11 protein-coding genes and 1 pseudogene are annotated in these 13,173 nt (G+C 38.5%); 7 read left to right on the top strand and 5 right to left on the bottom strand.

Annotated features, from left to right (window positions below; translation table 11 throughout):
- Positions 1 to 21: 21 nt before the first annotated feature.
- The 6 genes from PL8927_RS04400 to PL8927_RS04380 all read left to right on the top strand — a co-directional run bounded on the left by PL8927_RS04400 (position 22) and on the right by PL8927_RS04380 (position 6,531).
- Positions 22 to 1,953, top strand: a complete 1,932-nt coding sequence (locus PL8927_RS04400) for a carbamoyltransferase family protein (RefSeq protein WP_083618011.1) — start codon at positions 22 to 24, stop codon at positions 1,951 to 1,953.
- Between the two features lie 128 nt (positions 1,954 to 2,081).
- A complete protein-coding gene (locus PL8927_RS04395; protein WP_083618009.1) occupies positions 2,082 to 2,495 on the top strand; it encodes an SxtJ family membrane protein in 414 nt (137 codons plus the stop codon).
- Positions 2,495 to 2,659 carry a DUF5989 family protein gene (locus PL8927_RS27930; RefSeq protein ID WP_197046235.1) on the top strand — a complete coding sequence of 55 codons (165 nt, stop codon included), beginning with the start codon at positions 2,495 to 2,497 and terminating at the stop codon, positions 2,657 to 2,659. Before PL8927_RS04395 ends, PL8927_RS27930 begins: the two co-directional genes overlap by 1 nt.
- Positions 2,660 to 2,662: 3 nt before the next feature.
- Entirely contained in the window at positions 2,663 to 3,877 is a 1,215-nt protein-coding gene (locus tag PL8927_RS04390) for an SGNH/GDSL hydrolase family protein (protein WP_083618008.1), read from the top strand.
- A complete protein-coding gene (locus tag PL8927_RS04385) occupies positions 3,874 to 5,100 on the top strand; it encodes an SGNH/GDSL hydrolase family protein (protein ID WP_083618006.1) in 1,227 nt (408 codons plus the stop codon). Before PL8927_RS04390 ends, PL8927_RS04385 begins: the two co-directional genes overlap by 4 nt.
- A gap of 102 nt (positions 5,101 to 5,202) precedes the next feature.
- The gene (locus tag PL8927_RS04380; RefSeq protein ID WP_083618005.1) at positions 5,203 to 6,531 is read left to right on the top strand and encodes a hypothetical protein; all 1,329 of its coding nucleotides are present in this window, start codon (positions 5,203 to 5,205) and stop codon (positions 6,529 to 6,531) included.
- Between the two features lie 41 nt (positions 6,532 to 6,572).
- Here PL8927_RS04380 and PL8927_RS04375 read toward each other — a convergent pair whose 3' ends face one another.
- The 4 genes from PL8927_RS04375 to PL8927_RS04360 form a co-directional block, all read right to left on the bottom strand.
- Complete coding sequence (locus tag PL8927_RS04375) at positions 6,573 to 7,055, bottom strand: hypothetical protein (protein WP_083618003.1); 483 nt, start codon at positions 7,053 to 7,055, stop codon at positions 6,573 to 6,575.
- 81 nt (positions 7,056 to 7,136) lie between these two features.
- Positions 7,137 to 9,467: a tetratricopeptide repeat protein gene (locus PL8927_RS04370; RefSeq protein ID WP_083618001.1), complete on the bottom strand. Its 2,331-nt coding sequence runs from the start codon at positions 9,465 to 9,467 to the stop codon at positions 7,137 to 7,139.
- Between the two features lie 45 nt (positions 9,468 to 9,512).
- Positions 9,513 to 10,511, bottom strand: coding sequence for a HEAT repeat domain-containing protein (locus PL8927_RS04365; protein ID WP_083618000.1), 999 nt, complete (start codon positions 10,509 to 10,511; stop codon positions 9,513 to 9,515).
- Positions 10,512 to 10,624: 113 nt separating this feature from the next.
- On the bottom strand, positions 10,625 to 11,419 hold the full coding sequence (locus PL8927_RS04360; RefSeq protein WP_083617998.1) for a calcium-binding protein: 795 nt from the start codon (positions 11,417 to 11,419) through the stop codon (positions 10,625 to 10,627).
- 304 nt (positions 11,420 to 11,723) lie between these two features.
- On the opposite strand from PL8927_RS04360, the pseudogene PL8927_RS04355 reads away from it, so the two are divergent.
- Positions 11,724 to 11,960: pseudogene (locus tag PL8927_RS04355) on the top strand (hypothetical protein); the annotation flags it as partial.
- Position 11,961: 1 nt separating this feature from the next.
- Here PL8927_RS04355 and PL8927_RS04350 read toward each other — a convergent pair.
- Positions 11,962 to 13,170, bottom strand: coding sequence for an RNA-guided endonuclease InsQ/TnpB family protein (locus PL8927_RS04350; RefSeq protein ID WP_083618036.1), 1,209 nt, complete (start codon positions 13,168 to 13,170; stop codon positions 11,962 to 11,964).
- Between the last annotated feature and the right edge of the window lie 3 nt (positions 13,171 to 13,173).

The raw sequence follows: 13,173 nt of genomic DNA, 5'->3' as shown, positions 1-13,173 counted from the left end.
GCGCCTAGTGAGGAGATGTCAATGAACATACTTGGAATTTCAGCTTATTACCATGACAGTGCTGCGGCGCTCGTCTGTGATGGTAAGATTGTGGCAGCGGCCCAGGAAGAACGGTTTACGCGCAAAAAACATGACCCAGGTTTTCCGGCCAATGCCATCCGCTATTGTCTTCAGGAAGCAAACATCACCTTTTTTGAAATTGATCAGGTTGTTTTTTATGATAAACCCCTGGTTAAATTTGAACGACTCCTCGAAACCTACCTCAGCTATGCACCGCGAGGGTTTCGTTCTTTTATTAAAGCCATGCCTGTTTGGTTAAAAGAAAAACTTTACCTAAAATCTGTATTAAAAAAAGAATTATGCGCGATCGCAGGCGCTAAAAAAGCCAAACTTCCCCCCTTATTATTTACAGAACATCATCAATCTCACGCGGCTTCTGCTTTCTTTCCCAGTCCCTTTCAAAAAGCGGCTGTGATCTGTTTAGATGGTGTGGGAGAATGGGCAACAACTTCCGTTTGGTTAGGAGATGGTAATAGTTTAACTCCCGTTTGGGAAATTGATTTTCCCCATTCTTTGGGTTTACTTTATTCGGCTTTTACCTATTATACGGGCTTTAAAGTTAACTCTGGGGAATATAAATTAATGGGATTAGCGCCTTATGGCGAACCCATTTATGTTGATAAAATCCTCACCCATTTAATTGATTTAAAAGACGATGGTACATTCCGATTAAATCTGGAATATTTTAATTATGCCGTCGGTCTAACCATGACCAATACTAAGTTTGATCAACTATTTGGGGGCCCTCCTCGTAAACCGGAAACCCCCATTAGTCAACGGGAAATGGATATCGCGGCGTCTATTCAAGTTGTCACTGAAGAAGTGGTTTTGCGTCTGACTCGCAGTGTTCAGAAAGAATTAAATATTGATTACCTTTGTTTAGCGGGGGGTGTAGCTCTCAACTGCGTCGCTAACGGCCGGATTCTGCGGGAAGGGCCCTTTAAAGATATTTGGATTCAACCCGCCGCCGGAGACGCAGGAGGGGCGTTAGGGGCAGCCTTAGCGGTTTGGTATCAATATCATGAACAACCGCGCAACGTAGAAACCGATCTTGCCTTTGATATTTCGGCGGAAAAACTATTAGAAACCAGTGCCGGATCAAAACCTGCGGTTGTAGCGTTAAAAACCCATCAAAAACGCTTGGATTATATGCAAGGTTCCTATTTGGGGCCGAAGTTTAGCGAGGTAGAAATTCAGGAATATTTAGATACAGTCGGAGCGAAATATTTACGCTTAGATGATGTGGAATTAATGCCCCATTTAGCCGAAATTTTAGCCGATGGAAACGTGGTCGGGTGGTTCCAAGGACGGATGGAATTTGGGCCGAGGGCGTTAGGCGGACGTTCAATTATTGGTGATCCGCGTAATCAAAAAATGCAGTCGGTAATGAACCTGAAAATTAAATATCGAGAATCTTTCCGACCCTTTGCTCCCTCAGTAAGAGCGGAACGGGTTTCTGATTATTTTGAATTAGATCGCCCCAGTCCCTATATGTTAATTGTGGCTCCGGTTCAAGAGAGTTTAAGAATTCCCATGACCCCGGAACAAGAACAACTATTTGGGATTGAAAAACTTAATGTTCCTCGTTCAGAACTGCCTTCTATTACTCACGTTGATTATTCCGCACGGGTACAAACGATTCACAAAGAAACCAATCCTCGTTATTATGATTTAATCCATCATTTTGAAAAACAAACGGGTTGTGCTGTGATTGTTAATACCTCTTTTAATGTGCGGGGAGAACCCATTGTGGGCAGTCCAGAAGATGCCTATCGTTGTTTTATGCGAACCGAAATGGATTATCTGGTTTTAGAGAATTTCCTGTTAGCAAAAACGGAACAAACTCCTTGGCAAAAAGATGATTCTTGGCAAAAAGAATTTGAATTAGATTAACAAAGAGTTGACGGGTACGGGCGGGGTAACCCCGCCCCTACGACGGTTGACTGTTGACAGTTGACTGTTTTTAGTAAACTTATCTCAGAGGCGTGAACGCCTCACTACGGTTAAATTCAATTAACATTATGACTGAGCACGATATTCCCCAACTTGACGCTAAAGGATTACGCGAATTTGGATTAACAACCGGAGCCATTATTATTGGCTTATTTGGTGTTGTTTTGCCTTTATTATTCAGACATTGGCCGCCCCCTAGTTGGCCTTGGATATTAGGAACTGTTCTGATCCTTTGGGCATTAATCTCTCCTAAAACCTTAAATCCGGTGTACCGCCTCTGGATGAAATTCGGGTTATTTATGGGGGCAATTAATAGTAAGATTATTCTCGGTGTCGTCTTTTACGTTATGATGGCTCCGATGGGATTAATTAAACGCCTATTCGGTTCCGATGCGATGCGGCGTGAATTGAATCCCAATCTCTCAACCTATCGGGTTGCGAGTCAAGTTAGACCCAAAGAAAGTATGGAGCGACCGTTCTAGTGTTTGAAGCAACATTAGATTTTTTAAAAGACATTTGGGCGTTCATGAGAGAACGCAAAAAGTATTGGTTATTGCCTCTAATTATTACACTTGTTTTATTAGGGGCTTTGATTGTTCTCAGTCAAGGTTCTGCGATCGCACCGTTTATTTATACCTTATTCTAAACGATGGGGCAGTTGAAGACATGGGCAGTAAATCTAGGGCTGGCTTTAAGTAGTTTAGTCCTGGGTATTGCGATTGGAGAAATCGGTTTAAGGTTAGCCCAAATTGAGGGATTAAAAAAACTTCCTGAACCCAGTCATGCAGTTTTTTCTCCCTCCTTTTTTACTCAATCTGATCCGAATCGAGGGTGGTCAAATCGACCAGGAGCAAAAGGATGGTGGCAGTATGAAGGAGAATCCTACATTGAGATTAATAGCGATGGATTACGGGATCAAGAATATGCGATCGCTAAACCTAAAAACACCTTTCGGATTGCAATTTTAGGCGATTCTTTTACCTTAGCATCCCAAGTTCCAGCCCAAAATAACTATACTTCAGTCTTAGAAAAAACCTTGGGTAATTGTTCTAAATTCAAGAAAAAAAACATTGAAGTTCTTAATTTTGGAGTCGATGGCTATGGAACAGCCCAGGAATTACTCACTCTGCGAGAAAAAGTGGGAAAATATCAGCCGGATTTAGTGATTGTTTCCTTTTTTATTGGGAATGATGTTATTGATAATTCTCGCAAATTAGAAAACAACTATTATCGACCGTTTTTTGTCTACAAAAATGGTCAGCTAGAGCCGGACTTTTCCTTTCGGAATTTACCAATGGGCTATAGTAACCGCTATTTAATTACAACGGTTGATCATCTTCCTGATTGGTTAGTCAATCATTCTCGAATTTTACAAGTTGCCAAAAAAGCTGAATTAGAATATCGTAAAAATAATTTAGTTAAACACTCTAATGAGTTAAGTGTTAGCACTTTTCGGGAACCCAGAGATGATAATTGGAAAGAATCATGGCAAATTACAGAAGATTTACTCACATTAATGCAGCAAGAAGTCAAGGAAAAAGAAGCTGATTTTTTATTAATGATTATTGCCGATCCGATGCAAGTTCATAAAGATGAAGCCACCAGAAAATTCTTTCAAGTTTCTAATAAAATTGATGATTTATATTATCCCAATCAACGATTAAAAGATATCGGAAAACGCCATAATTTCCCGGTATTAGACTTAGCCCCAGCCTTCCAATCCTATGCCAAGAAAAATCAAACCTGTTTACATGGGTTTGAAAAGAATGGCACTCTTTGTGGGGGTCATTGGAATTCAGAGGGACATAATTTAGCTGCCGAATTAATTGCTGATCAATTGTGTGAAAATAAAACTGGATTATGAAAATTTGGAAATCGTTGATTTTAAATACTAGCTTAGTTTTTGGGAGTTTAGTCCTAGCCATTGTTCTCGGTGAAATTGCGTTGAGAATTGCCAAAATTGAATATCCGCCCCCACTTCCGGCGGACTCTGAATCTCTTGCTTATACCGTCAAAGATCCCTATCGGGGTTGGTCACCTCGACCTAATGTAAAAACAGTTTGGGCGGGAGAAGGAGAAGTTTCAGAACTGAAAATGAACAGTTTGGGAATGCGAGATCAAGAACGAACCCAAGCAAAACCAGCTAATAGTTATCGGATCGCTTTCTTAGGGGATTCTTTTATGGAAGCGTTGCAAGTTCCCCTAGAAAAAACTGCATTATCAGTGATGGAAACGCAACTCAAAAATTGCCCAATTTTAAAGGGGAAAACCGTTGAGGTGTTAAATTTTGGAGTTCAGGGTTATGGAACAGCCCAAGAGTTAATGACTTGGCGACATCATGCCCAACTATTTTCACCGGATTTAGTAATGTTAGGCTTCTATCCAGGGAATGATATTAGAAATAATTCTCGTTTGTTAGAACATGATCATTTACGTCCCTATTTTGTGGAAGAAAAGGGTCAGCTTGTAGAAGATTTATCGTTTAGAAGTTTAAATCCCATGAGTCCTGAACGGGATTATTATCTATTTTCAAATCTGGATTACTTGCCTTATAATTTAGTCAACAATTCTCGAATTTTGCAATTAATTCGACAAGCGGAGATTGAATCTAAACGCCGTCAATTACTCCAAGATTATAAGGAAACCGATATTAATTTTTATAAAGAACCTCCTGATCAAAATTGGCAACAAGCTTGGAAGATTACAGAACAATTAATCACCTTACTCCGAGATGAAGTTAAAGCTCAGGGAAAGGATTTTATGCTGATTATGGTCAGTGACTCCTTTCAAGTTCAACCTGACCCCAAAAAACGTCAAGAATTTATGCAAACATATCAAATTCAGGATTTATTTTATCCGAATAAGCGAATTGAAGCATTAGGACAACGAGAGGGTTTTTCTGTTTTTCAATTAGCAGAATCCTTAAAACAGGAAGCAGAAAAAACAGGAGTTTGCTTACATGGATTTAAAAATGCGGAACCTTGCGGCGGACATTGGAACATTCAAGGAAATCGCATCGCTGGGGAATTAATGGCGAGTCAAGTCTGTCAACGACTCATGCTTCAACCTCCAAACCCCCAAAAGTAAACAAATTCTCATGAATTCTCCTAAAAATTATTATATAATAGGATTCTTGAATTTCCACAAATTCTAATTTTTTTTTGAGTTTAAGTTTCCCAGAAGATTACCATGAAAAATTTTAAATTCTTACCTCAAGCTAAAGAAGGTCTAAAAATAGGGTTAATTAATTTAGTTGTTTTATTCTTACTTTTAGAATTTGGCTCATTAATTTTTTATTATTTTAAACATCAACAACTTTTCTACACCCGTGAACGCTCAGAGGATTTACAAAATTTAGGAATTAATTTAGAAGGAGTCAGAGTTGGCGAATCTGTAATCGAACGATTGCACCCTTATTTTGGCTATATTCAAAAACCTAGCCCCGATTTTAGACCCGGATTTAAGTATAATAATTATGGGTTTCTTTCTCCCTACGATTACCCCTACAAAAAAACCAATAAAAATCAAGTGATTGTTGGCGTGTTAGGAGGTTCAGTGGCTTCTAATTATTCTATTTATGAAGTTCAAAATAAGATTTTAGAGAAAAAACTTAAACAATTACCTCAATTTAAAGATAAAGAAATTATTATTTTATCCTTAGCGACTGGAGGCTATAAACAACCTCAACAGCTAATTACTTTAAATTATATGCTTTCTTTAGGGCAGAAATTTGATCTGGTGATTAATATTGATGGCTTTAATGAAATTGCCCTTGCTAATATTAATAACCAAAATCAATTAAATTTTGCCATGCCTAGTGCATCCCATGTTCAAGCATTAACAGGTTTAGCGAATAACAGTTTATCCACCAAAGCTCTAAAAGCTTTATTAAGCATTAAAGATCATAAACCTAAAATCAAAAATGCGTTAGAAACTTTAAAAGATTGCCCTTTAGCTTCTTGTCATGTTATTATGTCTCTATATACTCAGGAATTAATTAAAAACTATCACCGGGATGTTGCTAGGTTTGAACGGTATCGCCAGCAAAAGGCAGATGATGATAAGGGTTCAGAAAGTGTGATTTATTTTTATATGGAAGATCGGGTTTTACCGGATGCTGAAATTTTTCAAGAAATCACTAATAATTGGGTTAAAACCTCTACTTTAATCCATCAAGTTTTAAGTGCGAATAATATTCCTTATTTTCATATTTTACAACCCAATCAATATTATCCTACAAAGCGGGTGTTTAGTGAAGCAGAAAAAAAAGTTGCCTTTAGTGAAGATAGTCCTTATAAAGATTCGATCAAAAAAGGATATCCTTATTTGTTAAAAAAAGTAGATGAATTGAAAGCGAATCAAATCAATTTCTTTAATGGGGTATTGATTCTCGATAACACGAAAGAGCAGGCTTATATTGATAACTGTTGTCATTATGATCAACCGGGTGAAAATATTTTATCGAATTTTGTGGCGGATTCGATTGTTAATGTTCTTAAAAATCAGCCCACTCCCTAGAAGGTAATTTCTGTCAGCCTTAAAGTTAATAATTTTAAGGCTTAATTGTCGATTCTCTCTAAAGCAGCTAATTCAGCCCGACGTTGCTTTAATTCAAACTCTAATTGTTGAATTTCTTGCAATAATTGTTGACGTCTTTTTTCCCCAGAGTCTTGTTGTTGCACAAAATAAGCATCAATTTCTGGCCATAATTGCACCCCCCAATCTTTACTGGCGGTTTTTAATTCATTTAACACTTCTACACTCCCATCAGGTTCTAAGATAAATAAAGTATATAATCTTTCAGCAACATTCTGTTTTTGTTTCTTCTTTTCACAAAATAAGTATAATCCCGGTTGTTGCGTGGATAATTGATCACATTGATTCACAAAACCCCCTAAAATAGAATAGCCATCGGTACGACTTTTATCCACACCTTCAACTAATTTGCACCAATTTCCAGTTTTGATTAAAAACCGACTTTGCCAAAATCCCGGTGCGTTAAAAAACGCTTCTCTTAGGTTAACTAAAACGGCTTGACTCATATAGATAATAGGGAACAGGGAACAGGGAACAGGGAACAGGGAATAGGGAATAGGGAATAGGGAATAGGGAATAGGAGAGAATTAATAGTTAAAGTCTCCTTTAATAAGGGGGATCTCATTAAAATTGTGAATCGTTTTTCGATAAAAAGCTTCTAATGCTTGGATACAACTTTTATCCTCATATAGTTTTGCTTGATTCTGTTTAATTTTTTGTTGAATGGCTAATCTCCATTCTGAATCTAACCCTAGCTTTACTGCTATTTTAATATAATCTTCTCGATTTTGGGCAATAGTTTCTATAATTTCTAATCGCTGTAATATCCCCGCAGACTGGCGACTTCTCATCCATTTTCCCTGATAAGTTACAATTGGAAGATGGCAGGATAAACTATCTAAAGTGGTTAAAAATCCCGTAAATTCAATCGAATCTAAACCAATATCAGAGATCGCATTGAGTTGTAAATAATCTATTTTATCTAAACGAGGTAAAATCAGACAATATTCTTCACTGTCTAAATTTTCCTCAGCAAACACTCGTTTTAACCGTTGTTTAAATTTTTGGGTAATTGCAGTATTCCAATGGGCTATGAATACAAATTGAGCCGATTTAACCTGTTTGGCGATCGCTACTAATATTTGATCAAAATCTGGCAAATACTTAAACAGAGATTGACAAGATAAATACAGAATTGTATCCTGTTTTAATCCAAAATCTAAACGTTTTTTTAGGGTTTCGGGTAAAATAGGTTTAGGATAATTAATTCCTAAATTCGGTAAGCGAATTAACGTTTCTGAATAGTGGTTTTCAGCGTCTTGGGGTTCTAATAATTCAGCCGAAATAAAATAGTCAATCGTTGGTAAACCTGTTGTAATTGGATGTCCCCAAGCTGCACATTGAATGGGCGCCAGTCGTAACCCGGCTATTTGTGTAAGTTGGGGACACATCCCAATATCTAAAAATACAAGAATCTGCAACTGATCTGCTAAAATTTGCTGAATAATATCTTCTAAATTACCATAAATATGATAGAATTGATCACTATAAAGTTGAAATAAATCTGTAATTTGATCGGCTTCTTCTCCGGTAAAATAACAATATACTTCAAATTGATGATGATCGCAATCTCTCAACCATCCTAAAAATACTAATCCAACAGTATGCCAAGTTAAATGAGCCGAAATATATCCGATTTTAATTTTTTTCTGAGGACTCAATGAGGGTAATAATAAAGGTTTTGTCCATTCAGGATAATTGGCTTTCATAATTCGATGAACAAATTCACCATATTGTTTTTGTAACTCTAAATCATCATCTCCCTGATATTGTAAATAAAAAGGTGTTTCACTACCTATGGCTGTTAACGCTTGTTGTTTAACTTCTAAATTCTCTAAATCCGTTTCTGCAATTAATTGAGTTAATTCTTCTGTAAAATGCTGTCGATATCTAGCAATTTCTTCTGAGTTTTCATATAAAATAGGTAACAAGCGTTGTTTAGCAAATTTTACAGCAATTTGATCGGGAAATCGAGCAATAGCTTGTTCTGCAATTTGCCAGGATTTTTGAGTTTCTCCTAAACTTTGCCATACTGAAATTAAAGCTAAATAGAGTTCTACCTGATTAGGAAAGCTGTTTAAACCTTGTTGATAAATATTAACTGCTTCTTTCCCTTGATCTAAGGCTTGATAACAGTTTCCTAACTTTAAATAAATCTCAACTGTTTCTAAGGGAGTCTGTAAAATATTATGATAAAATTGGATAGCAGTTTGATATTGATGTTGAGATTCTGCCGCTAACCCTAAATATAAATCGGCTTGCTCAAAATTATGATTAGCCCTTAATGCTAATCCCAACTGATACAATAAATCTGAATAATTAGGATAAAGTTTCAACGCGGTTTGATAAATAGCGATCGCATCCTGAACTTGATTTTGTCCTAAAAAAAGATTCCCTAATTTTAAATAGCCTATCGCGGTATTGGGTTGGCGTTCTATTCCCTGGCGATAATATAATTCTGCGGATTCAAACGCCCCCAATTCTGCCCAAAGTTCCCCTAATTTCCAACACCCTTCTACTCCTTCAAAATCTAACTCCATGCCCTTTTGATACGCGGAAATTGCTTCCGTAATATTCCCCAATTTTTCCCAAATTAAACCCAAATGATAATATTGACTACCTTGGGTTCCATCTAATCTTAAACAGCATTCCAACGCATCCAAAGCTTGATCATATTGATCTTGGTAAAAATAAACCCTAGATAATCCGTACCAGACTTCAGCTTTCTCATTATCTAATCCTAAAATCTGCTGATATTTTACTGTTGCGGCTTCAAAATATCCCGCCTGTTCTAATGCTAATGCTTCAGCATATAACTGTTGGCTATTAATACTTAATCCCCAATTATTTATACCCATAAAAAATCCCTTTGTAGGGCGAGAAAACCTCGCCCCTACCGATCACTAACCCTGCTCATCCGATGCTAATAATTGACGATTAGAAGGCTGTGCGGAACGAATGGGACGGGGTTGATTCCCTTGGGGCCAGGGACTTGTCCCCGGTCGATTCATCTGGGGTTGATTTCCCAGAGGTCGATTTCCCAGAGGTTGATTTCCCAGGGGTCGATTTCCTTGGGGACGCACCCCCGGTCTATTTTGTTGTCGCTGAACCAGAAAATCGTTAGAAGTCAGTTCTTCTAAGGTGATCGCCGCCGTTTGACGAATTTGGCGATCGCTATTCTGTAGCGCTTCGGTAACACCCGTAATCCCCGACGCCTGAATATTTCCCAACGCAAACGCCGCCCTAGCGCGAACCCCCATATCCTGATCATTCAAAGCCTCTTTCAAGGCGGGAACAGCCCCAGAACCCATGCGTTTTAGAGCAATTGCCGCAGCGAGTCGCACTTCTTCATCGGAGTCTTTCAACGCCTGAATTAAGGGAGGAATGGCCTTAGTCGCCTCTGAACCGATGATACCCAACCCAAACGCCGCCCCCTGACGAACTCCGGTATGCGGATCATTTAATGCTACCGTTAACTCCTGAACGGCTTGCTGTAAGGCTTCTGGAGATGCTGTACCAATTTGCTTCAGGGCGACAGCCACATCCATGCGAACCGCAGACACGGGATCTTTTAAGGCCACCAGCAACGCCGGAATTGCATCCACCGCCTCCCTTCCCATCGTCCCCAAGGCGAACGCAGCCCCCCGGCGAATGTTTTCATTCTCATCGGTTAAGGCTTCAACTAACACCGGAATAGCCGGAGAACCCAAGGTTTTTAAGGTTTTGATGGCTTCTAAACGGTTTTGTCGGTTGGTATCCGTCAATTTTTGTAACTGATCAATAACTTCCGTCGTGGTTGTGACTTGGGTGTGGGCTTTTCCGGCAAATAATAGCACTATTGACAGACATAATAATGCTAATTTTGAGGAACGAAATCCATTAAATTTGGGGTTGATTTCCATAAAAAAATCCTGGATTTTGGGTGATATAGCAATCGAAGTATGAGTTAAGACATCAACCAGGTTTCAAACCTTTATCTGTTCCCTGTTCCCTGTTCCCTGTTCCCTGCTCCTTGCTATAAATTAAAGTCAAAGTTGTTACTAAAAACGAAATCTAAATCGAGGGATAATTGAGTAGGTAAGAACCCATCGTTAATCACAACACCCAAAATTCGCCCGTCTAATAATTCCACAATAATATCATTCAATCCATCGTTATTGAGATCATTGTCTTCGGGAAATAAATCAAACCGATCTCGAAATAATGAGTTAGGATCAATTGCAGTGCCAACAGGAACAGCAATTTTATCTCCATTTAAAAAAGTGGTTCCGGCTTCAAATTGTCGAATTTCATCTACAGTTCGAGCCGTAAAACTGGCTTCACCTGGATCAAAAATAAAGGTATCAATTCCTGCACCTCCAATTAAGGTATCAATCCCCGCATCCCCATCTACAATATCATTACCAAGATCACCAAATAGGAGATCTCCATCTTCGTCACCATAGAGGGTATCATTGCCTTGACCCCCATAAAGAGTGTCGGAATTTGCTCCTCCTTCTTGGGTATCATTCCCTAAATTTCCGAAAACTAAATCATTATTAACGGCGGCAAAAATTCGATCATCATTTTGTCCGCCAAATATTGTATCAAATCCATTCGATGAAACCAGAGTATCATTCCCTTGATTGCCATTAATTAATAGATTATCGTTCAGATTAGAACTTTGTAAATTATCATTTCCTTCCAGTAACAGTATCCCATCTCGATAGGCAGAAGCTTGCCCTTGAACCAGAGCAATATTATCATCTTGAGGGGTTCCCAAAAGTGCAAATATGCCGGGAATAGTGCTAGCCACAAGAAAATTAGCCATAGTTAAAGCAGTCCTCAATTTTTGAGTTTTTAGTGATCTTAAATGAGTTTAACACAGTCATAATTCATTAGCCATATTCAATCCTATTTTGAGGATCAATCCATCATAGTAACTTATTTGATGTCGAGAGTTGCTAAGGAAAAAATCATCTCTACCTTTAGAGATAGGCACAACTTTTAGAAAGGGTTATCCTGAATTTATAGTGCTACGCGCAAGGGAACAGGGAACAGGGAACAGGGAACAGGGAACAGTAAGAAGTGAAAGGGTTTCAGGATTTAAAAATGTCCTAACCGTAATGCGTANATTAGTGGGAAATTTCCCTATTTATCGCATCAGTCATGATTATTTTACTCATTGGAGTTCGGCATTATTAGGAGGAGGAAAAGAAAGTTTTTATGCTGATCCAGCCGTTGAACATTTAGAATTATGGCGATCGCCCCACACCACAAAAGGATGGTGGAACCATGAAACCTCAACCGGATTAAAAACAGCAACTCCGACAACAGCAACAATATTTATTCAAAATCTATTAATCGTGTGAACTACCCACACTTCTCTACGAGTAAGTGTGGGCTTCCAGTTTCAACAGGGATAGCATCAGAAGAAACAGAAGCTTGTTCTGATGACTGACATCCCCTCGACGTGGCAGTATCGCTGGTTCCCAACGATAGAATCCGCAAGGCTTCATTTTTGACATTGATAGCAGCATTGATATCGCGGTCATGAATTGTTTGACAATGTTCACAAGGCCAACTTCTAACATCAAGAGGCAAACTACCGACTTGATTTAGACAGACGTTACAAGTTTTAGAAGAAGGGAAAAACCGATCAATTTCGATATAGGTTTTCCCTTCTTTTTCGGCTTTGTACTTAAGCATTGTACCGAACATTCCCCAACCACAATCACTAATTGCCTTAGCTAATTTAGGGTTTCTGACCAGATTCTTAACTGCCAGATTTTCTACAGCAATAATTTGGTTTTCATTAACTATCTTGCGGGATAGTTTGTGTAGAAAATCTTCCCGGCAACGAGCGATTTTAGCGTGGATTTTGGCTACTTTTAATCTAGCCTTTTGTCTACTATTACTTCCCTTTTGTTTGTGGGATAATTTCTGTTGTTTCCGTTTTAAATTGCGTTGATGTTTGGCAAAGTGCTTGGGATTACTATATTTATCTCCATCGCTGGTGATTGCCAAGTGTGTTAATCCTAAATCAATCCCAATTGCTTTTCCGTTGGTTGACGAATTAGGGATTTCCTTGCCGTCATCAACTAACACCGATGCGTAATATTTCCCATCACGATTCTTGGAGATGGTAACGGTTTTAATTGTTCCCTCAATTTCTCGATGGCGACAACAATAAACTAACCCCACTTTACCGGGTAATTTCAGGTAATCCCCTTCAAATTTAACGCTTTGAGGATAACTGATTGATTGTCTGCCGTGTTTGGATTTGAATTGAGGTAATCTTGCTCGTTTCTCAAAGAAGTTTTTGTAAGCTGTACATAAATTGAGAGCGACAACTTGCAAGCATTGGGAATAAGCATCTGTTAGCCAAGGATATTCCTGCTTCAGTTGAGGTAACAACCCTTGAATTGCTTTTCTTGATAGCCCTTTTCCCGTTGTTTTATAAGTTTCTTGACACAAGTTTAGGGCATAATTCCAATACCAACGGCAACAACCAAAGCTTTTGGCTAAGGCTATTTGCTGCTCAATCGCTGGATAGATTCGGAATTTATACCCTTGAAACATTGT

It is taken from the genome of Planktothrix serta PCC 8927, from assembly GCF_900010725.2.
Classification (GTDB): domain Bacteria; phylum Cyanobacteriota; class Cyanobacteriia; order Cyanobacteriales; family Microcoleaceae; genus Planktothrix; species Planktothrix serta.
This window is presented reverse-complemented; position numbering and strand designations above follow the sequence as displayed.